Source organism: Actinoplanes missouriensis 431, assembly GCF_000284295.1.
GTDB lineage: Bacteria > Actinomycetota > Actinomycetes > Mycobacteriales > Micromonosporaceae > Actinoplanes > Actinoplanes missouriensis.
In genome coordinates this window covers 5,453,927-5,473,815 of sequence record NC_017093.1, presented here as the reverse complement: position 1 = coordinate 5,473,815, position 19,889 = coordinate 5,453,927, and the positions used below count along the sequence as shown (strand labels likewise).

General features: G+C 70.7%; 18 protein-coding genes. 6 read left to right on the top strand and 12 right to left on the bottom strand.

Annotated features, from left to right (window positions below):
• Positions 1-20: 20 nt before the first annotated feature.
• Positions 21-1,460, bottom strand: coding sequence for an aromatic amino acid lyase (locus tag AMIS_RS25325; protein WP_014445260.1), 1,440 nt, complete (start codon positions 1,458-1,460; stop codon positions 21-23).
• Positions 1,461-1,576: 116 nt separating this feature from the next.
• Here AMIS_RS25325 and AMIS_RS25320 point away from each other — a divergent pair, with 116 nt between their 5' ends.
• The 4 genes from AMIS_RS25320 to AMIS_RS25305 are packed head-to-tail and all read left to right on the top strand — an operon-like array spanning position 1,577 to position 4,857.
• Positions 1,577-2,581 (top strand): ABC transporter ATP-binding protein, encoded by a 1,005-nt coding sequence (locus tag AMIS_RS25320; RefSeq protein WP_014445259.1) that lies wholly within the window; start codon positions 1,577-1,579, stop codon positions 2,579-2,581.
• Positions 2,578-3,231, top strand: coding sequence for an ABC transporter permease (locus tag AMIS_RS25315; RefSeq protein WP_014445258.1), 654 nt, complete (start codon positions 2,578-2,580; stop codon positions 3,229-3,231). Before AMIS_RS25320 ends, AMIS_RS25315 begins: the two co-directional genes overlap by 4 nt.
• Positions 3,228-3,902 (top strand): ABC transporter permease, encoded by a 675-nt coding sequence (locus tag AMIS_RS25310; protein WP_014445257.1) that lies wholly within the window; start codon positions 3,228-3,230, stop codon positions 3,900-3,902. Before AMIS_RS25315 ends, AMIS_RS25310 begins: the two co-directional genes overlap by 4 nt.
• Before the next feature lie 25 nt (positions 3,903-3,927).
• Complete coding sequence (locus tag AMIS_RS25305; RefSeq protein WP_014445256.1) at positions 3,928-4,857, top strand: ABC transporter substrate-binding protein; 930 nt, start codon at positions 3,928-3,930, stop codon at positions 4,855-4,857.
• A gap of 93 nt (positions 4,858-4,950) precedes the next feature.
• Here the strand turns inward: AMIS_RS25305 and AMIS_RS25300 are convergent, their stop codons facing one another.
• The 8 genes from AMIS_RS25300 to AMIS_RS25265 all read right to left on the bottom strand — a co-directional run bounded on the left by AMIS_RS25300 (position 4,951) and on the right by AMIS_RS25265 (position 11,901).
• Positions 4,951-6,054 carry a hypothetical protein gene (locus AMIS_RS25300; RefSeq protein WP_014445255.1) on the bottom strand — a complete coding sequence of 368 codons (1,104 nt, stop codon included), beginning with the start codon at positions 6,052-6,054 and terminating at the stop codon, positions 4,951-4,953.
• Between the two features lie 153 nt (positions 6,055-6,207).
• Entirely contained in the window at positions 6,208-7,659 is a 1,452-nt protein-coding gene (locus AMIS_RS25295) for an RICIN domain-containing protein (protein ID WP_041830053.1), read from the bottom strand.
• A gap of 59 nt (positions 7,660-7,718) precedes the next feature.
• A complete protein-coding gene (locus AMIS_RS25290) occupies positions 7,719-8,300 on the bottom strand; it encodes a PulJ/GspJ family protein (protein WP_041830052.1) in 582 nt (193 codons plus the stop codon).
• Positions 8,301-8,314: 14 nt separating this feature from the next.
• Positions 8,315-9,682 carry a type IV pilus modification PilV family protein gene (locus tag AMIS_RS25285; protein ID WP_014445252.1) on the bottom strand — a complete coding sequence of 456 codons (1,368 nt, stop codon included), beginning with the start codon at positions 9,680-9,682 and terminating at the stop codon, positions 8,315-8,317.
• 65 nt (positions 9,683-9,747) lie between these two features.
• On the bottom strand, positions 9,748-10,152 hold the full coding sequence (gene sodN / locus AMIS_RS25280; RefSeq protein ID WP_014445251.1) for a superoxide dismutase, Ni: 405 nt from the start codon (positions 10,150-10,152) through the stop codon (positions 9,748-9,750).
• Positions 10,153-10,200: 48 nt separating this feature from the next.
• Entirely contained in the window at positions 10,201-10,698 is a 498-nt protein-coding gene (locus AMIS_RS25275) for a flavin reductase family protein (protein ID WP_014445250.1), read from the bottom strand.
• 94 nt (positions 10,699-10,792) lie between these two features.
• Positions 10,793-11,368: a hypothetical protein gene (locus tag AMIS_RS25270; RefSeq protein WP_014445249.1), complete on the bottom strand. Its 576-nt coding sequence runs from the start codon at positions 11,366-11,368 to the stop codon at positions 10,793-10,795.
• Complete coding sequence (locus tag AMIS_RS25265; protein WP_014445248.1) at positions 11,365-11,901, bottom strand: RNA polymerase sigma factor; 537 nt, start codon at positions 11,899-11,901, stop codon at positions 11,365-11,367. Before AMIS_RS25265 ends, AMIS_RS25270 begins: the two co-directional genes overlap by 4 nt.
• A gap of 151 nt (positions 11,902-12,052) precedes the next feature.
• Between AMIS_RS25265 and AMIS_RS25260 the strand changes: the two genes are divergently transcribed.
• Together AMIS_RS25260 and AMIS_RS25255 are read left to right on the top strand one after the other, a co-directional pair.
• Positions 12,053-13,660: a methyl-accepting chemotaxis protein gene (locus tag AMIS_RS25260; protein ID WP_041830051.1), complete on the top strand. Its 1,608-nt coding sequence runs from the start codon at positions 12,053-12,055 to the stop codon at positions 13,658-13,660.
• A gap of 121 nt (positions 13,661-13,781) precedes the next feature.
• The gene (locus AMIS_RS25255; protein WP_014445246.1) at positions 13,782-15,572 is read left to right on the top strand and encodes a serine/threonine protein kinase; all 1,791 of its coding nucleotides are present in this window, start codon (positions 13,782-13,784) and stop codon (positions 15,570-15,572) included.
• A 181-nt stretch (positions 15,573-15,753) separates the two neighbouring features.
• Here AMIS_RS25255 and AMIS_RS25250 read toward each other — a convergent pair whose 3' ends face one another.
• From AMIS_RS25250 to AMIS_RS25240, 3 genes are all read right to left on the bottom strand, one after another.
• The gene (locus AMIS_RS25250; RefSeq protein WP_014445245.1) at positions 15,754-17,634 is read right to left on the bottom strand and encodes an APC family permease; all 1,881 of its coding nucleotides are present in this window, start codon (positions 17,632-17,634) and stop codon (positions 15,754-15,756) included.
• Positions 17,635-18,053: 419 nt separating this feature from the next.
• Positions 18,054-18,710 (bottom strand): response regulator transcription factor, encoded by a 657-nt coding sequence (locus AMIS_RS25245; RefSeq protein ID WP_041830050.1) that lies wholly within the window; start codon positions 18,708-18,710, stop codon positions 18,054-18,056.
• A complete protein-coding gene (locus AMIS_RS25240; RefSeq protein WP_014445243.1) occupies positions 18,707-19,819 on the bottom strand; it encodes a sensor histidine kinase in 1,113 nt (370 codons plus the stop codon). The genes AMIS_RS25245 and AMIS_RS25240 overlap by 4 nt, the downstream gene beginning before the upstream one ends.
• Between the last annotated feature and the right edge of the window lie 70 nt (positions 19,820-19,889).

Sequence of the window (19,889 nt, the reverse complement as noted above, 5' to 3'; positions counted from 1 at the left end):
GTCTCCGGGGCCGCCCGGGGTCAGAGGTCGGCCAGCTGGGGCAGCAGCGCCGCCGCCTGCTCCAGGCTCGCGCCCAGCGGGATGTCGTCCTCGTCGGCTTCGAGGGCCTTGTCCGCCATCGCGAACGCCCGCAGCGCCAGCCCCTCCGTCAACCGCCCCGGCGCCATCCGCAGCGCCCGGACCGCGGCCACCAGCTCGGCCGCCAGCATCATCGGGGCGAGCGCGGTCATCGTCCGCAGCGCCCGGGCGCCCTGAGTGGCGAAACTCGCATGTTCCTCCAGCCCGAGCGAGATCGACAGCGTGCCGGCCGCGGTCGGCTGCATGCCGACACGGATCTGGGTGAGCACGTCCTGGACCACGTATTCGCTGATCATCATGCCCGAGCTGCCGGGTGGGCCGGAGGCGAGGAAGGCCCGCAGACCGGTCAGGTCGGGGCGCATCAGCAGGCCGAGCCGCGCCGAGGAAAGAGATAGAACTGGTAGGAAAGCGGACCGCATCGCGTCGAGTGCGGTGGCTAGGGTGGCGGTGTGGAACTGCCCGTGATGGAGGACGCCGTCGTCGGTCACCAGCGGGTTTTCGACGGCTGCGTTGAGTTCCGCGGTGAGCACTCCCTGCAACTCCCGGGCGGCGTGGACCGCCGGGGCGGTGACCTGTGGCACGACCCGCAGGCCGAACGGGTCCTGGATCCGGACGGCCGGGCCGCACCCCGCGACGAGCGCCTGCAGGCTCGCCGCGACCTTCGCCTGCTGGGGGTGCGCCCGAGCCCGGTGCACCGCCGGGTCGTAAGCCTCGGGGTTGCCGCGCAGCGCGAGGAACGACAGGGCGGCGACCACGATCGAGGCGCGCAGCTGAGCCTGGACGCTGGTCAGGGCGAGCGCGGCGGTGGCCACGGTCAGCGCGCTGGAGCTGATCATCGGCAGCGCGTCGGTGGCGTCGATCGTGGTGGTCGGGCCGGCGCCGTGCCGCCAGGGGCGTTCGCCGGCGAGGGTGAGCCCGAGCTCGGCGAGCGCGGAGAGGTCGGCGGTGCCGATCGCTCCCCACGGGTGCAGCGTGGGCACGGCGCCGTCGTGCACGGCGGCGGCGAGGGCCTCGGCGATGTGCCGGGAGACACCCGACCCTCCGGCCAGGATCTGATTCAGGCGTACGATCATGGCTGCTCGCGCCGTGACGTCGTCCTCCACCGGGCCGACGCCGGCGCAGTGGCTGCGCAGCAGTCGCAAGCCGTGATCCACGGAGTCGCCGGTGCTCTCGTGACGGTTGGCGCCGACACCGGTGTTCGCGCCGTACACCGCGCCGTGCTCCCGGGCGGCCCGCAGCACGGCGTGCCGCGCGCCGACGCGGGCCAGGGCCGCGGGGTCCACGGTGATGTTCGCCATGCCGGTGGCGATCGCCACAAGACTCTCGATGGCCAGCGTCCGTCCATCCAGCGGGATCGGCGGAACACCGTCTTGTGCCTGCATAGCGGCCCTCACGCACCTGTTGATGGACGGTAAAGGCGTGACCTCTGCCGTTGACATCCAATTCACTACAACGCAAGTATGAATAGCAGTATTCACGAGCTACCGCCAGGAGCGCCATGATCACATTCGACGACGTCGTGAAGGTCTATCCCGGTGGCAGTACGGCAGTCGACCACCTCTCTGTCGAGCTGCCCACCGGGAAACTGACCGCCCTGGTCGGACCGTCCGGCTGCGGGAAGACCACGTCGCTTCGCATGATCAACCGGATGGTCAGCCCGACCTCCGGCCGGGTGCTCGTCGACGGGCAGGACATCGCGACGCAGGACGAGGCCACGCTGCGGCGCGGCATCGGCTACGTGATCCAGAGCGCCGGGCTCTTCCCGCACCGGACCGTGCTGGACAACGTCGCCACCGTGCCGGTGCTGCTGGGCAAGAGCCGCAAGGAGGCGCGCACCGCGGCGCTCGGGCTGCTGGAGCGGGTCGGCCTCGCGCCCGAGTTCGCGAAGCGGTACCCGGCGCAGCTCTCCGGCGGCCAGCAGCAGCGTGTCGGCGTGGCCCGGGCGCTCGCCGCCGACCCGCCGATCATGCTGATGGACGAGCCGTTCAGCGCCGTCGACCCGGTGGTCCGCGGTCAGCTGCACGCCGAGTTCCTCCGCCTGCAGCAGGACCTCGGCAAGACGATCGCGCTCGTCACGCACGACATCGACGAGGCGATCAAGCTGGGTGACCGGGTCGCGGTCTTCCGGCAGGGCGGGGTCCTGGCCCAGTTCGGCACGCCGCAGGAACTGCTGGAGAAGCCGGCCGACGACTTCGTGGCCGAGTTCGTGGGCCGCGACCGCGGTCTGCGCAGCCTGTCGTTCGACTCGGCGGCCGCGCTGCCGGTCCGCCCGGTCGCCGAGGAGCCGTCGCTGCTCCTGGACGACGCGGGCCGCCCGGTCGGCTGGAAGGACGCGGGCGACCTCGGCGGCGTCTTCCGGGTCACCGACTCGCTGCGGGTCGTCACCGACCTGGCGATCACCTCGCCGGTCGGCATCGCGGTCCGGGTCGACGAGTCCGGCCGGGCCGACGGCGTGGTGCGGCACCACGACCTGGTCGATCACCTGCTGGAGCGCCGGCGTTGATCCAGTACCTGCAGAACAACCACGAGGTCGTGCTGACCGCGCTGCGCCAGCACGTGTGGCTCGCGCTGGTCCCGGTGGTGCTCGGGTTCGTGATCGCGCTGCCGCTGGGTTACCTCGCGGTGCGGTTCACCTGGCTCTACCACCCGCTGGTCAACGTGTGCGGCGTGCTCTACTCGATCCCGTCGCTGGCGCTGTTCGTGTTCCTGCCGGTGCTGCTCGGCACGAAGGTGCTCTCCCCGATCAACATCGTGGTGGCGCTCACCATCTACACCGTGGCGCTGCTGGCGCGGACCGTCGCCGACGGCCTGCGCGCGGTCGACCCGACGATCGTGCAGGCCGCGACCGCGATGGGGTACCGCCCGCTGCGCCGGCTGGCCGACGTCGAGCTGCCGGTCGCGCTCCCGGTCATCCTGGCCGGCCTGCGGGTCGCCACCGTCGCCAACATCAGCCTGGTCAGCGTCGGCGCCCTGATCGGCGTCGGCGGTCTCGGTCAGCTCTTCACCCGGGGGTTCCAGCTGTTCTACCTGGAGCCGATCCTGGTCGGCATCATCCTGTCGGTGCTGCTCGCCGGCCTGTGCGACCTGATCATCGTGCTCATCCAGCGCGCGGTCACCCCGTGGGCCCGGTTCCAGCGAGGCGGCGCGGCATGAACTTCTCCTACCTGACCGACCCGGAGAACTGGCAGTTCGGCGAGCCGGGGAGCTTCCCGCAGCTGATCCTCTCCCACCTGGGGTACTCCGCGCTGGCCCTGCTGCTCGGCGTGCTCATCGCGCTGCCGGTCGGCCTCTACATCGGGCACACCGGCCGCGGCTCGTTCCTGGCCATCAACGCCGGCAACGCGGGCCGCTCGCTGCCCACGCTGGGCCTGCTGATGCTCATGGTCACGCTGCTCGGGCTCGGCCTGCTGCCGGTGCTGATCGCGCTGACCGTGCTGGTCATCCCGCCGATCCTCACCTCGACCTACGCCGGGATGCGCAACGTCGACCACGCGGTGGTGGACGCCGCGCGCGGCATGGGCATGCGCCCCTGGCAGGTGCTCACCCGGGTCGAGTTCCCGATGGCGCTCCCGGTGATCATGGGCGGGTTCCGCAGCGCGGCCCTCCAGGTCATCGCGACCGCCACCGTGGCGGCCTCGGTCGGGCTCGGCGGTCTCGGCCGCCTGCTGATCGACGGGCTCGCCGTCAACGACTACTCCCGTGTGCTGGCCGGCGCCGTCGTCGTCGCCGTGCTCGCCGTCGTCCTCGACCTCCTCCTGGCGCTCGTGCAGCGCTGGGTCGTCTCACCCGGCCTGTCCGGCCGGGTCGTCCGAACCACCGTGTGAATCTCCTCCCACTGGAAGGTCCCTCATGTCTCGCATAAGAATGGTCGGCGCCGCGGTCACCGGCCTCGCCCTCGCTCTCTCCCTCGCGGCCTGTGGCGCCGACGAGGACCCGCTGGCCCAGGAGACCGGCGGCGCCTCCTCCGGCGGCGCGGTCACCGTCGGCTCGGCGAACTTCGCCGAGTCCGAGCTGCTCGCCGAGATCTACTCGCAGGCCCTGGAGTCCAAGGGCGTCGAGGTCAAGCGGTCGTTCAACATCGGCGCCCGTGAGCTCTACCTGAAGGCGCTGCAGGACGGCTCGATCGACCTGCTGCCGGAGTACAACGGCGCGCTGCTCGCCGCGCTCTCCTCCGGTGGCGCGCCGGAGGGCGTCAGCAAGCCCGAGGACGTGCTCGGCGCGCTGAAGAAGGTGCTGCCGGCCGGCACCGAGGTCCTCGAGCAGTCCAGCGCCGAGGACAAGGACACCCTGACGGTCACCGCGGAGACCGCCGCGAAGCACAACCTCAAGACCATCGAGGACCTCAAGCCGGTGGCCGGCCAGCTCACCATCGGCGCCGGGCCGGAGTGGGGCGAGCGGTACCAGGGTCTCAAGGGCCTCAAGGAGGTCTACGGGCTCGAGTTCAAGGAGTTCAAGCCGCTGGACGCCGGTGGCCCGCTGACCGTGAACGCGCTCAAGGGCGGCCAGATCGACGTGGCGAACATCTTCTCCACCGACTCGTCGATCGTGCAGAACAAGTTCGTGGTGCTCGACGACCCGAAGAGCCTCTACCTCGCGGAGAACATCCTCCCGCTGATCCGCACCGAGGCGAAGAACGACACGGTGGCGGGCGCGCTGAACGCGGTGTCGGCGAAGCTGACCACCGAGAACCTCACCCAGTACCTGGCCAAGGTGCAGGTGGACAAGCAGGACACGGCCACCGTCGCGAAGGCGTTCCTGAGCGAGAACGGCCTCGTCTGACCGATCGACGAGAACGGCCCGGCCTCGGCGAGGCCGGGCCGTTTCCCTGTGCGCGGGGCCGCGGGAAGCCGCCGGCGCCCTGTCACCGTCGTGTCACCGTCGTGTCGAGGACACCCGCTTGAGGGTGCGACGCAGCCGCCGGGTCGCCTGGTCCCGGAGCAGCGACAGGGCGCGGATCCCGTCCGCGTCCGGCTGCCGGGTCAGCGCGTCGGCGTGCTCCAGCATCCCCACGATGGTCTCGATCGCGGTCTCCAGGATCCGGGAGTCGTCCAGGTCGTCCGGGCTGGAGGTCGCCGTCATGTTCGACGGGCGCAGCTCGTCGAGGTCGCCGGCGATCTGGCACGGGTAGTCGCGGAGCTCCTTGATCTGCTGCTCGGCCATCTCCGCGACCCAGCCGGCGCGGTCCAGCCCGACGCCGAACCGCACGTCGTTGCGCCCGTTCTTGAGCACCGCGTTGACCAGGTGCCTCTGCACCACCCGCTGGTACGGCGTCCGGTGCGGGAAACGGTCGCCGAGAGCCGCGTTGACCCGGCGCAGCACCTCGATCTCGGCGGCGCCGAGCGACGGGTTCGCGGTGGGGTCCCGCAGGTCGCAGACGCCGTCCGGGATGCCGGTGATGCCGGCGAACCGGTGCCAGAGCGTGTCGCGCGGCGCGCCCGGCGTGGGGATGGTGATCAGGTGGCGCTGCTCGGCGGGGACCAGGTCGCCCCACCTCTTCAGCATCCGGTTGGGGGTGTGCATCTCCCAGAACGTCTCGAACCGGCCCTGCTCGACGGCGGTCAGGAACTCGGTGAAGCTCCACTTGTTGCGGGCCCGGACGCTCTGCTGCCACATCGACGGGAACGTGCGCCACAGGTCCCGGCCGGTGACGATGACGTGCACCTCGGCGGGGGCGAACGCCGCGACGCCACGGGCGGCCTGTGCCGGGGTGGCGCCGCCGAGTGCCTCATTGCTGACGATCGCGTCGCCGTGCCATTTCCGGGTCTCCTTGGCGAGCCTCTCCCACGTCCAGGACGCCCGGGGATCGCGCCATTCCACCTCGCGGAGATCGGTCATCGCCTGGTCCTGCGCCCAGGAGGCGCCGGGCAGCAGAATGCCGGCTCTTTTCAGCGCGTCCGCGTTGTTCCAGAGCACATTCTGTACGTAGGTGCTGCCCGTCTTGGGTGCGCCGACGTGCAGGAACACGCGTCGCGCCATGATGCCTCCCGTGCCTTTCACGCTCTGCTGCCAGACAGGGTGACATACGAGTGCGGAAAATGAGCTGTGCCGGAGCGGGGAAGAATTCCGTTCATTCCCCGGACATTTCCCGATAACCATTTTCGTCAAATCCTATGGGTTATAAAGGAAATGCTATCTCTCCTGGATCTTGGTGAGGCCGGTGGACGGCGCGACTATCGCGTTCCACTTCTGCAGCAGGCTGCCGTCGCACGGGGCCACCGTGATCCGGCCGATCCGGTCGCCGAGCCGGGTGTAGAGCTCGGTCTCGCTCGGCTGCAGGCAGAGCCCGGCCGTGTCGACGATCGTGTACGCCTTCGTGGCGTCGGTGTGCGCCACGTACCGGGTCCAGGTGACCTCGGCCGCGATCGAGGTCGAGCAGCCGACCACCGTCACGTATCGGCCGGTCGCCGCCGAGCGGGGGCTGCGCAGGCAGTAGGTGAGCGTGTCCTTCGTCGACGTGGTGGTGATCCGCCCCGTACCGCCGATGGTCTTGTCGCCGACCGCGGGCAGGGAGAAGCGCTGATTCCAGGAGACGTTCGCGGCCACCGGATTGGCGGTGCACGGCCAGGCGATCAGGTACCCGTAGTCGACGTTTCCCTCGGTGACGTCCAGGCATCGGCCGAACTGCTGGTAGTTGACCAGTTGCTGGGTGCTCTCCCCGGCGGCGCCGGCCCCGACGCTCGGCTCCGGCTGCATCGTCGACGTCGCGTTGTACTGACCGCTCGTGCACGGCCCGTAGACCAGCCGGCTCTGCTTGGCGGCCGGGTTCTCCAGGTTGACGCACCAGCCGTTCAGCGACTGCGCGTCGTCGGTGCCGGCGAAACTGGCGTGCCCGGCGTGCAGCGTCCACAGCTGACGCGGCGGGGACTGGGTGGTGGTGTCGTCCAGCGGCACCACACACGGCTGGAACGTCACCACGACCGGCTTGCCGGACGCCGGACGGGTCGCGTCCAGGCACATGTCGCCGCCCGGCGACGGGGCGGGTCTCGGGTGCGCGAGGGCCATGCTCTTCACGTACGCGAACATCTGCCGGTGCGGCCGCTGCGGGTCGCACGGCATCATCCACACCTCGTCGCCGGCCGCCGGCTGGTCCGTGCGGGCGTCCATGCAGAGCGCGCCGCTCGGGTAGTTGTGGATCAGTCCCATCGGCACCTGCGCGGTCGGCACCCGGAACGGATAGGTGGCCTCCAGCACCCGCGGCGTCACGGTGGAGGTCCGCGCGGTCCCGCCCGCGGTGCCGTCGGTCACCTCCCAGGACCGCAGCTTCGCGGCGGCCGGCGCGTAGGCCGGCGGACAGCTGAGCCGGCTGCCGGCCGCGTTCAGATAAACCACTTCCACCCGGTACGCGTTACCGGCCGACGGCGACACCGTGCCCTGCAGCGTCCCGCAGGGCAGGGCGGACGGCTTGCCCTTGCCGTCGGCGTCCACCGCGGCGCGGATGTAGCCGAGCGCCACCTGCAGCCCGGCCTCCGCGGCGCCGAGCGACAACCCGCGATCGGCGACCCGGCGGACGTCCCTGACCTGGCTGAGCAGGGCGGAGCTGAGCAGCCCGCTGATCGACAGCGCCAGCACCGTGATCAGCACGGCGACCGGAAGGGATCCCCGATCGTCTCTCCTGGGCCGGACTCTCCAGGGCCGGTCTCTCATGGGCTCGTTCGTCCCTCCGTGCACACCGTGGCGTTCGAGGTGGTCGCCGAGGCGTCCGAGTTGAGCGCCGTGAAGAGGAACTCGGTGGTGTGGCTGCCGGCCGCCGGCCCCGCCGCGGCGAACGTCGCGGTCAAGGTCAGGCGCAGCTGCTGGCGCACGTTGCCGTTGCTGGACACGGTGAACGGCGTGCTGCTGGTGATCTCCCCGGCCAGGGTGCTCCAGCCGCCGGACGGTGTCTCGCCGCTGGTCCAGGCGCGGCGCTGGAGAACGCCGCCGCGGAGCCGGAGCTCGGTGCAGAGCTGAGCGCCGCCGTTGACGTTCAGATACTCGACGTAGGCGTCCCGCCCGTCGCCGCCGGGGCCCGGCCGGCTGATCGCCGCCGCGTACCGGATCTCGGTGTCCAGGCGCTCGAAGACCACGTTGAGCCTGCTCTGCAACGACTGGACGGCCTCGGCCTGGTTCGCGGTGTGGTACATCTGCGCGATCGCGGTGGCGACGATCGCGGTGAAGAAGCCCATCACCGACATGGCCACGGCCAGCTCGATCAGGGTGAACCCCGCGTCGTCCCGGCTTCTCACGCCCGGCCCCCTCATCATGAGCAGGTCCCGGTGATGGTGAGGTCCGCGCCGCGCACCTGCACGGTGTCGCCGATGATCCCGCACGCGAAGACGCTGTACGACCCGAGCAGCCAGACGCCACCGGCGAGCGCCTGGACCGCGCCGTGGACCGTCGCGTACGAGCCGGAGATGGAGATCGCCGGGGTGGCCGCCGAGCCGCTCAGCAGGCCGGTGGTGGCCGGTCGGCTCGCGCTGCCGATGGTCACCTTCGCGGTGGCGACGGTGATCGTGCCGGTGGCGACCAGCAGCGGGGCCACGTCGGTGGTGACGTTCACCGAGCACGGGACGTAGACGACGGTGGCGGCCGGCGGGACCGAGCCGGCCGCGTACGTCCAGGTGCCGGAGGCGCAGGCCGAGGCGGGCACCGCGGAGTAACCGGCGCCGGCCGCGATCGCCCCGGCGCCGCCCGGCGCGTAGTCGGCGACCACCCGGACGCCGGTCGGCGCGGACGGCGACACCCGCACCGGTACGGGGGCGGCGCCGATCACCGACTGGCTGGTGACGTACTCGATCCGGGGTGAGACCGTGACGCCGGAGCCCTCGATGCGCAGGTCGGCATTGGTGTGCACCAGGCCGGTGACGGTCAGCGTCGACGAGGCGATCCAGAGGGCGGCCGGGTTGGTGTAACCGCTGCTGCGGTTCGCCCAGATGGCGGTGCCCCCGCCGGTCGCGGACGGGCTGGGCGACGGACTCGGTGACGGGCTCGGCGATGGCGACGGGCTTGGTGACGGGCTCGGTGACGGCGACGGGCTCGGCGATGGTGAATAGGTTGGCGCGGTGGGGAAGACCGGGTCCTCGCCGGCGTTCAGCAGCGTGGCCAGGAAGTACGCGCACGCGCCGCTCGGGCACTCCCGGTCCGGCCATTCGACGGCCACCACCACCCGGAGAAACGCGACCCCCGAACCACCGCCCGCGCAGGCGCTCGTGTCCGCCGATCGCCAGCACTTCACCACGTACCAGTTCTGCCGGTAGGTGATGCCGTTGAGCGGGACGCCGACCGGTGCGGTGGGCAGCGACGCGGTGGCGCCGTCGCCGGTCGCCGCGCCGGGGTCCCAGACCGCGACCGCGTCGGCCAGGTACTGCTCGACGCCGGGGACCCGCGCCTGCCCGGCGACGGAGACGCGGTCCCGGCGGGTCAGCACCGCCTCGCCGCCGAGACCGGTCGCCACCTCCAACGCGGAGGTGGCGACCCGGACCGCGTCCTCCCGGCCGGCGTAGTGATGGCCGAGCGCGAGGCTGCGGACGAAGAACACGGTCGTCGCGGTGAGCACGGAACTCACCAGAGCGATGGCGATGACCACCTCGACGAGCGTGAAACCGCCCTGGTCGATGGACCGCCGCACGGTCTGCGCCCCTTCGCGAACGACTCTTTACCGCTGCATCGTCCGGAACGGCGCAAACCTGAGGATCAAGCCTGCTTGGTCTCCCAGAAGATGGTGGAGATCTCCTCGATCTTCTCCAGCAGCCGACCGGCCACCTCCGGGTCGGCCGAGCCCTTCGCGCCGCTCGCGCCGGCCAGCTTGGTGGCCTCGTTGAAGAGCGCGTGCAGCTGCGGGTACTTCTCGAAGTGCGGCGCCTTGAAGTAGTCGGTCCAGAGCACCCAGAGGTGGTGCTTGACCAGCTCGGACCGCTGCTCCTTGATGATCAGCGCGCGGGTGCGGAACTCCGGGTCCGTGCTGGCCTGGTACTTCTCCGCAATCGCCTTGACCGACTCGGCCTCGATCCGGGCCTGGGCCGGGTCGTAGACGCCACAGGGCAGGTCGCAGTCGGCGCTCACCGTGACGGACGGGGTGAGGAAGCGGGGCAGACGCATCAGTGGGGTCCTTCGGTGTCATGGGATTCGTTGTCAGGGGTTTCGGTTTCATGGGGTTTCGTCGGCATGGGCTATGAACTCGCGGTCGTGATAGACCAGCCGGCCGCTCCCCGCGCCGAGGATCACCTCGTGCACCGCGGCGACCACGACCGTCGCGTCGCCGACGCCGACCAGATGCAGCGGGGTGCCGCGCAGCGAGGCCAGGGCGCCGGCCAGCACCGGCTCACCGGTGGGCAGGACGTCCCAGCCCTGCTCGGGCGTGAACCGGGGCCGGCCCGGGCGCGCGAAGTCGTGCGCCAGCACGGCATGGTGCGGCCCGAGCAGGTTCACGACGAAGCTGGGCGCCTCGACGATCGCGCGGGCCGACCTCGTGCCCATCACCGAGAAGGACAGGGCGGGCGGTGTCACGGAGACCGACGCCACGCTGGACGCGGTCAGGCCCACCGGCCCGTCCGGCCCGGTCGCGGTGATCACGGCGACGCCCGTGGGGTACCGGCGGAACGCCGCTGTGAACTGGTCGCCCAGATCGATCTCGGTGTGGATCACGGGCAAACGCTAAAACCTCAAGTGAGGTTGAGGTCAAGCCGGCCCGTCCGGTTACCAGTGTCCAGTTTGCCTGTGTCCGGTTGCCCGTGTCCGGTTACCGGGGGAAGGCCCGTTCGTAGAGGTCGCGCAGGCCGGGAGCGGTCGCCTCGCCGCTGTAGCCACAGGTCATCACGGTGCCGTCATAGGAGGCCACGAGGTAATCCTTTCCGGTCTCGAACTTCCCGGTGCCCATCAACTGCTCCGAGATCTCTCCGGCCTGGTCGACCTCGACCCGATCCGCGTCGGCGCCGTGGAAGACACGTGTCACATCGATGGTCACCGTGGAGTCGGAGACGGCTTCGACCGTACCCTCCATGGCGAAATCGGCGGAGGCCGCAAGACGCTCCACCGAGGGCTCCAGGCACTTGGCCGCGAAACCACCCGGAGCGTTCAGCCGCACGGTGACCGGGTCCGGGCCCCGCTGCGTGATGAGCCAGCCGGCACCCGCCGCCGCGACCAGGACCAGCGCCGCCGCGGCCAGGGCGTAGTGGCGCATCTTCGGAACCACCGGCGTAGTGCTATCGATCATCGTCTTCTCCAGGAGCCGCGCCACCTCGTCGGGAGACGCCGGTTCCCAGGCCGCCGCCGGGTCGGCCCGGCGGATCCGGGCTCGCAGGTCGTCGTCGGTCATCGCCGTCTCCCTTCCGTCGAACCTTCATGTCCGGCCGGGCCCGCAGGCTTTCCCGGTTGGTCCCCGAGTTGGTCGCGCAGCCTGCCCTTCGCCCGGTGCAGGCGGATGTTCGCGGCGTTCACCGAGATCCCGAGAACCACCGCGATCTGCGCGGGGGAGAGGTCCTCCCACGCCCACAGGCGCAGCAACTCGGCGTCCTCGGCCCGCAGACCCGCGAAGATCTCGAGATCGCCGGGCTGGTCGATCTCGGTCACAACGGGCGGGGGATCCAACCGGGCGATCTTCGCGGTGAGTCGCTCTCGGCGGCGCCGCCCACGCTCCGCGTTGGCCAGGGTCAGACGCGCGATCCCGTACGCCCAGAGCACGTGCTCCTCGGGCATGTCCTCGAGGCGCCGCCAGCACGTCAGCAGGGTCTCGGAGAGCACGTCGTCGGCGGTCGCCGGATCGGTGCGCCGGGCGAGATACCGGCGCACCGCGTCGATCACCGCGGGCGCCACCGCCTCGAACCGCGCCCGTCGCGCGTCCGCGTTCATGAAGTCCACCTCCGCACATGTCCGGCAGCAGCCCCGAACTTTCCCGGAAAGCCGCTGAATCTCATGTCCCGCAGGGGCCGGTTCGCCCTCAGCGGCGCCGGCATCCGGCCGAATGTGGGTAGGACAACTTTTCTGCGTCAAGGAGCTCGGGATGAGCGACGCTCAGGGTGGAGCGGGCAAGAGCGGCTGGCTGGCCGACATCCGGGTCAACACGAAGATCCAGGCGGGGATCGGCGTGGCCGCGATCGCGGCCATCGCGGTCGGTATCACCGGCCTCCTCGCCATCTCCGATCTCGGTGAGCGGAACGAGTCGCTCTACGCCGACAACGTCGCCCCGCTCACCTCGCTCTCCGTGGTGCAGCGCAACCTGCAGGGCATCCGGGCGCGATACCTGGAGTACGGCGTCGCCTCGGCGGCCACCCGGGAGACGCTCGCCGACGAGATCGACGAGCGGAAGGGCAAGGTCGACACGGCGCTCGCGGAGTACCGGAAGGGCGCGGTGAACGCCGCCACCGTCGACACGTTCGCCGAGGCGTACCAGAAGCTCGTCACCGACAGCGAGCAGATCCTCGTGCCGCTCGCCGAGAAGGGCGACACCGCCGGGTTCGCCACGCAGTACCGGGAGACGATCCTCCCCACGATGAACAACGCCTCGGATGCGATCGAGGAGGAGAACAACGCGCAGATGGAGCAGGCCGCGGCCAGCGCCGCGGCCAGCGCCGACTCCGCCGCCACCGCCAAACGCCTGCAGATCGGCGTGCTGGTCGCCGGTGTGCTCGCCGCGATCATCCTCGGCTTCTTCGTCGCCGGGTACATCGTCAAACGCCTCGACCGGGTAAAGCGGTCGCTCACCTCGATGGCCGACGGTGACCTCACCGACACCGTCGACGTGGCCGGCCGCGACGAGGTCGGGCAGATGGCGCAGATGCTGTCGCGCGCGCAGACGCAGACCCGTGACGTGGTCGCGTCCGTCGGCGCCGCCGCGCACAGCCTCGCGGCCGCCGCCGAGGAGACCTCGACCATCGCGAACCAGATCAGCGAGGGCGCCGCGACCGCCTCCGAGCAGGCCCGCCGGGTATCCGCGGCCTCCGCCGACGTGTCGCTGAGCGTGACCACTGTCGCCGCCGGCTCCGACGAGATGGGCGCGGCCATCGCCGAGATCGCGCAGAGCGCCAACGCCGCCGCCGAAGTCGTCAGCAAGGCCGTTAACGTGGCGGCCACCGCGAACCAGACCATCGCCACCCTCGGCGAGTCCAGCCGCGAGATCGGCGACGTCATCCGGGTGATCACGGCGATCGCCGAGCAGACCAACCTGCTCGCCCTGAACGCCACCATCGAGGCGGCACGTGCCGGCGAGACCGGCAAGGGCTTCGCCGTCGTCGCCGGCGAGGTGAAGGACCTGGCCCAGGAGACCGCGCGGGCCACCGAGGACATCGCCCGGCGGGTCGAGGCGATCCAGAACGACAGCAACGACGCGGTCGCGGCGATCGGCGAGATCAGCGAGATCATCGGCCACATCAGCGACTACACGACCACGATCGCGTCGGCGGTCGAGGAACAGAGCGCGACCACCGCCGAGATGAACCGGAACGTGACCGAGGCGGCCAGCGCCACCGAGCAGATCAACACCGGCATCACCAGCGTCGCGGACAACGCCCGAACCACCTCGGAATCGGTGGGGGACGCGCAGCGGTCGGCGGCGGAACTGTCCCGGATGTCGAGCGAGCTCCAGGCGGCGGTGTCCCGGTTCGTCTACTGATCCCCGTACCCCTTTGTTTCCGGTTGTTTCCAGCGGCCGTTCCGGAAACCTCCTCGAAGATCCGTCTGAGTAGAATCCCCGGCTGCGGCGCCCGCGCGGCGGCAGAGGGGGAGAACGTCACATGAGCATGCCGCTACGGCCTCAGGATGCGACCCGGCTCGGGCGGTACGAGCTCGTCGGCCGGCTCGGCGAAGGCGGCATGGGAACCGTCTTCCTCGGCCGGGACCCGGACGGGCGTCCGGTGGCGATCAAGACGGTGCGCCCGGAGTACGCGGCCGAGGCGGAGTTCCGGGGACGTTTCCGCAGCGAGGTGAACCGGGCCCAGCAGGTGCCGCCGTTCTCCACCGCCGAAGTGCTGGACGCCGACCCCGATCACGAGCCGCCGTACCTCGTCGTCGAGTACGTCGACGGGCCCAGCCTGGCCGCCGAGATCCGCGACCGGGGACCGCTCACCGGGGCGGCGCTGCAGAGCGTCGCCGTCGGCGTGGCCACCGCGCTCACCGCCATCCACGGCGCCGGCGTGATCCACCGCGACCTGAAACCGGGCAACGTCCTCTTCGCCCGCGGCGGCATCAAGGTGATCGACTTCGGCATCGCCCGCGCCTTCGAGGCGACCAGCCAGCACACCCGCACCGACCAGATGGTCGGCACCGTCGCCTACATGGCGCCGGAACGCTTCGACCCGGCCGGTGGCCGCCCGGTCACCGCCGCGGCGGACATCTTCGCGTGGGGCGCCGTGGTCGTGTACACGGCCACCGGCCGCACCCCGTTCGCGGCCGAGTCGGCCGCCGCCACCGCGATGCGGATCCTCACCCAGCAGCCGGATCTCACCGGCGTGCCGGAGGCCCTGGTGCCGGTGGTGGAGCGGGCACTCGCCAAGGACCCGGTCGAGCGACCCAGCGCACGGGAGCTGCTGGACCTCCTGCTGGCGTCGTCGTCCGCGGGCGCCCCCTCCGCGCCCCCGTCCGTGCCCTCGTCCGCGGTGTCGTCCCCGTCCGCCTTCTCGTCCGTGCCCCTGTCCGCGGCGTCTTCGTCGTCTGCTTCCCGGTCCTCGTCCGGCGGGTCCCCGTTCTCTGGCGGGGCGGCCGCTGCCGGTGCGGGGGCTTTCGGTGCGGGGCAGGATGCCGCGGCCTCCTCGTTCTCTGGTGGGCTTGCGACTGCGCCCGGTGATGACCGATTGGTCGCACCGCGCCAGGCGGACACGGCGCACCAGGCCGTGGCGCCGCGCCGGTCGCGGCGGCGTGTTGCCGTCGGGCTGGGTGTTGTCGCCGTCGTGCTGGCCGGTGGGGTCGGTGCCGGCGTGCGCTATCTGGCCGATGGCCCGGTCGCGGACGTCGCCTCGGACGCCGCTTCGCCCCAGCCCGGCGAGATCACGTCGTCCGGCGCGGCAAACCCCGGCGCAGCCTCTCCCGGCGATTCGGCGCCGGCCGAGCCGGAACCGGCCACCGCCGCGGAGAAACTGGCAGCGATCCTGCGCGGTAACCGGCAAACCCTGATCCACGTGGCGGAGATCAATCGCGATCTCGCTCTGGAGAAGAACGACTACGAGGTGCTGGCCGGCGACGGTACGGGCGCGAAGTCCCTGTTCGCGCTCGAGTCACTCGGCGTCGACTACATGATCCGGTCGATGGGGGACCCCGCCGACGACCGCTGCATCGGCGTGAAGATCATCCCGGACAAGGACTCCCAGCTGGTCCCCGCCGAGTGCAACGCCACCAAGGCCACGGTGTTCTCGCTGATCAAGACGAAGGAGACCGACGACCAGGGGCGGCCCACCTACTGGATCTACAACGACTCTTATGGGTACGTGCAATGGAACCCGGACACCGAGGCCCTCTTCGTGGAAGAGGTGGGCGACGCCTATCCACTGTCGACATTCAGTTTCGTTGATCGTGGTCCGGTTCCCTCCTGATCTCGTCAGCCCGCGTGCCTGATCTCGTCAGCCCGCGTGCCTGATCTCGTCAGCCCGCGTGCCTGATCTCGTCAGCCCGCGTGCCTGATCTCGTCAGCCCGCGTGCCTGATCTCGTCAGCTCACGTGCCTGATCTAGTCAGCTCACGTGCCTGATCCCGTCAGGCCACGTGCCTGATCTCGTCAGCCCACGTGGATGTGGGGACGGCGTTTGCGGTCCGGCTCGGCCTGCCGGATGATCTCGCGCGTCACCGGTGCCACCTCGCCCTGGCCGAAGATCAGGTAGCGGGCGAAGTTCGCCACCGGATTGCCCTCGGTCCACTCGAAGTAGATGTGTGGCCGCCGGTGCGTGGTGTCGCGCACCCAGAGCAGGAGCGCCGCCAGAGCGCTCGGCACCGACGAACTCTCCAAGGTCAGCACCCGGTAGCGCCCGTGTCGCAGCTCACCGCGTACATGCAGGGCGGTTTCGAAGTCTGACGCGTCCCGCACGGTGACCTCGACGAAAAGCACGTCCCGCTGATCCGTCATGTCGTTGTCGGCGATGATCTGGGTCAGCTTCGCGGAGTACTCCCGGGCGTCCCGCTCCTCCGGCTCGTTCGCGATCAGCCGGATCTGCCGGTTGCCCGCCTCGGTCAGGAACCCCTCCGCCACCGGGTCGGCGTCGATCGACGTGACCCGCAGCTCGAACGCCCGGAACACCCGGGACAGCAGCGACACCACGAGAATCGCCGCGATGAAGCAGGCTGCGATCTTCACGCCGTCCGGCCGCTCGATCACGTTCGTCACCGTGGTGTAGGTGAAGATCACGGTGATCATGCCGAAGGCCCAGGTCCGCTTGCGCTGCCCCCGGTGATGGGCGGACAGGGTCACGGCCGTCGCGGCCGAGGTGATCAGCACGAGCACACCCGTCGCGTACGCGCCGCCCTGCGCGTCCACGTCCGCGTCGAAGATCCACGTGATCAGGAACGCCGCGCCGGTGAAGACCAGCACCAGCGGCCGCACCGCCCGCGCCCACGACGGCGCCATGCCGAATCTCGGCAGGTAACGCGGGACCAGGTTGAGCAGCCCCGCCATCGCCGACGCCCCGGCGAACCAGAGGATCGCGATCGTGGAGATGTCGTAGACGCTGCCGAACACGGTGCCCAGGTTCTCGTGCGCGAGATACGCCAGGGCCCGCCCGTTCGCCTCACCACCCGGCTGGAACTCCGCAGCCGGGATCAGCACCGTCGTGGCGACACTGCTGGTCAGCAGGAACACGCTCATGATGACCGCGGCCGTGGTCAGCAGCCGCTTGCCGCCCCGGACACGTTCCCGCAGGTCACCCTTGATGTGCGGCATCACCGCGACACCTGTCTCGAAGCCGGAGAGCCCGAGCGCGAGTTTCGGGAAGACCAGCAGCGCGATGCCGACCATGGCGAGCGGGCTGCCGTGCGACGTGGTCATCGCGTGCGTCCAGTCGGTGACGGCGTGCGGGTGCGTCACCACCTCCCACAGCGCGTCACCGATCACCACCACGTTCAGTGCGAGGTAGACACCGACCAGCGCGACCGCGATGCCGATGGCCTCGGTGAACCCCTTCAGGAACACGGCCCCGAGCAGCGCGATCAGCAGCAGCGTCACGATCACGTGCTGGTCCCGCAGCGACTCGGGCCAGAACGGGTTCTCGTCGATGTGCGCGGTGGCGTCGGCGGCCGACAGCGTGATGGTGATGATGAAGTCGGTCGCCGCGAACCCGAGCAGCACCAGGACGAAGAGCTTGCCCTTCCAGAACGACAGCAGCCGCACCAGCATGGCGATCGAGCCCTCGCCGTGCGGGCTGTCCGCCGCCACGCGCCGGTAGACCGGCAGCGCGCCGAGCAGCGTCACGAGCACGAGCACGAGCGTGGCCAGCGGCGACAGCACGCCGGCGGCCAGGGCCGCGATGCCGGGCTGGTACCCCAGCGTGGAGAAGTAGTCGACGCCGGTGAGGCACATGACTTTCCACCAGCTGTGCGGCTTGTCGGAGTGTTGCTCCTCGGAGCGCTCTTCCAGCCCTTCGAGCATCCATCCCCGTACCGTGGTCATGCCTGTCCTTCCCCCGCCTCCCCAAGATCATTGCCCGCGCGAGGCGGCGGATGCTCGCGCGCGGCCGTTAATAAAACGTGAAAGTCCGCGTGTCCGCGCCGCGCGTCCGTGCCGCGCGCGAAGTCCGCGCGGGCGCAGCGCGGGGAAGCCCGCGCGCTCGCACCGCGCGTGAAGTCCGCGCGCTCGCGCCGCGCGTGAAGTCCGCGCGTCCGTGCCGCGCGTGAAGTCCGCGCGTCCGTGCCGCGTGAAGTCCGCGCGTCCGTGCCGCGCGTGAAAGTCCCGCGCCCGCGCGGCGCGAGGAAGCCGGCGTGCCTGCGCCGCCACGGGCGAGCGGTGTGCCTCCGTGCGGTCGTCCGCCGGGGTCGCCGTGTCAGGCGACGCGGTCGCGGACGCCCTGCCGGACGACAGCGGCGGTGAGGTCAGGCGACCCGATAGCCGACGCCCGGGAGCGTCGACAACAGCGGCGGATCGCCGAGTTTTCGGCGCACCCGGCCGATCGTGACCGCGACGGTGTTGGTGAACTGATCGGCGTTCTCGTCCCAGACCTTCTCCAGCAGCACCTCCGCGCTGATGAACCCCGGGCTGGCCCGCAGCAGCTCCTCCAGCACCGCGAACTCCTTGACCGAGAGACCGAGGTTCCGCCCGTCCCGGACCGCCGTGCGGCGCACCGGATCCAGCTCGATGCCGGCCACTCGCAAAACCCGCGGGCGTACGTCGGGCCGGCGGCGGGCGAGAGCCCGGATCCGCAGGATGAGCTCGGGAAAGTGGAACGGCTTGGACAGGTAGTCGTCAGCGCCCACCGTGAGCCCGCTGACCCGGTCGCCGGGTGCGCTCGCTGCCGTCAGCATCAGCACCATCGGCCGGTCCGTGCGCTCGGTGATCTGCAGACAGAGCGTGTCACCGGACAGTCCGGGCAGGTCACGATCGAGCACGACGACGTCGTAGGGCGCGAGGTCCAGTTTCGCCGCCGCCACCAGCCCGTCATGAGCGACGTCGACAGCCATCCCGCTGTCGGTGAGCCCCTCCGTGACGACCTCGGCGAGCGCGTGATCGTCCTCGACGACGAGCACCCTCATGAGATCGCCGCCAGGGTGACCGTGACCCGCAGCCCACCGCCGGAACGGGCGGCCAGCCGCAGTCTGCCACCATGCGCCGTGGCCACGGCAGCGACAATGGACAGTCCCAGCCCGGAGGAGCCGCCGATCCGTTCGGCGGGTCCGTCAGACGTCCCCGGTGCGCCGGGTCTCAGCCGCTCGAACGGCTGCGCCAGCCGGTCGACGTCGCGCTGATCGAGCAGCGGGCCACCGGTCTCGACGGTCAGCACGATCTCCTCCGGGCCCGGCACCGCGGTGATGCTCATCCAGCCCTCGTCGTGGTTGTGCCGCACCGCGTTGTCCACCACGTTCTCCACGAGGCGGGCGAGCAGAGCGGGACTGCCGCGTGTGGTGACGGCCTCCTGCGGGGGCACGCCGGTGGTGACCGTCAGCTGCTTGGCGTCGATCTCGTGAGCCCGCTGCCGCACGGCCGTGGCGATCAGGGCACCCAGGTCCACGGTGTCGGCGTCCGCCAGGATGCCGTGTTGCGCCCTGGCGAGCACGAGGAACCCGTCGAGCAGGTGGTCGACCCGGTCCAGCTGGGCGCGTAGCCGGTCGGCGAGCGCCACGGTCGACGGCGCGGGATCCGGCTTGGCCACCGCGACGTCGAGCGCGGCGCGCATCGTCGCCAGCGGAGTACGCAACTCGTGCGAGGCGTTGGCGACGAACCGGCGCTGCGCCCCGAACGACGCCTCGAGCCGCTCCAGCAGGTCGTCGATGGTGTCGGCGAGTGCTTTGACCTCGTCGGCGGGCCCGGCCACGGCCAGCCGGCGGTCGAGGCTCTCCGCCGTGATGCGCCGTGTGGCGGAGGTGATCGACCGCAGCGGCCGCAACACGCGCCCGGCCAGGACCCGGCCCATCACCAGCGAGACCAGCGCCATCATGAACAGCGCGGTCGCCGAGCTGGTCATCAGCTGCCGGTCCTGCTGGACGGTGACTGCCGGGCCGGCGCCGACGGGGGCGACGCTGGTGACCTGACTGCCGGAGAGCAGGAAGGCCAGCGCCAGCAGCGTGGCGCCGGAGCCCAGGAAGACACTGGCGTAAAGGATGGTGAACCGTGCGCTCACGGTCCCGCGGCGAAGCCCGAACATGGCAACAGCATGCCCGGCGGGACTTAACAACGGCATGACAGGAACGCTTCGGCTGGTGTCATGCCGGGGT

Excerpts from the sequence above, each read along its gene's own strand:
- AMIS_RS25325 (WP_014445260.1), bottom strand. The coding sequence starts at position 1,460 with ATGCAGGCACAAGACGGTGTTCCGCCGATCCCGCTGGATGGACGGACG.
- AMIS_RS25320 (WP_014445259.1), top strand. The coding sequence starts at position 1,577 with ATGATCACATTCGACGACGTCGTGAAGGTCTATCCCGGTGGCAGTACG.
- AMIS_RS25310 (WP_014445257.1), top strand. The coding sequence starts at position 3,228 with ATGAACTTCTCCTACCTGACCGACCCGGAGAACTGGCAGTTCGGCGAG.
- AMIS_RS25305 (WP_014445256.1), top strand. The coding sequence starts at position 3,928 with ATGTCTCGCATAAGAATGGTCGGCGCCGCGGTCACCGGCCTCGCCCTC.
- AMIS_RS25300 (WP_014445255.1), bottom strand. The coding sequence starts at position 6,054 with ATGGCGCGACGCGTGTTCCTGCACGTCGGCGCACCCAAGACGGGCAGC.
- sodN (WP_014445251.1), bottom strand. The coding sequence starts at position 10,152 with ATGCGTCTGCCCCGCTTCCTCACCCCGTCCGTCACGGTGAGCGCCGAC.
- AMIS_RS25270 (WP_014445249.1), bottom strand. The coding sequence starts at position 11,368 with ATGACCGACGACGACCTGCGAGCCCGGATCCGCCGGGCCGACCCGGCG.
- AMIS_RS25265 (WP_014445248.1), bottom strand. The coding sequence starts at position 11,901 with ATGAACGCGGACGCGCGACGGGCGCGGTTCGAGGCGGTGGCGCCCGCG.
- AMIS_RS25260 (WP_041830051.1), top strand. The coding sequence starts at position 12,053 with ATGAGCGACGCTCAGGGTGGAGCGGGCAAGAGCGGCTGGCTGGCCGAC.
- AMIS_RS25255 (WP_014445246.1), top strand. The coding sequence starts at position 13,782 with ATGAGCATGCCGCTACGGCCTCAGGATGCGACCCGGCTCGGGCGGTAC.
- AMIS_RS25250 (WP_014445245.1), bottom strand. The coding sequence starts at position 17,634 with ATGACCACGGTACGGGGATGGATGCTCGAAGGGCTGGAAGAGCGCTCC.
- AMIS_RS25245 (WP_041830050.1), bottom strand. The coding sequence starts at position 18,710 with ATGAGGGTGCTCGTCGTCGAGGACGATCACGCGCTCGCCGAGGTCGTC.
- AMIS_RS25240 (WP_014445243.1), bottom strand. The coding sequence starts at position 19,819 with ATGTTCGGGCTTCGCCGCGGGACCGTGAGCGCACGGTTCACCATCCTT.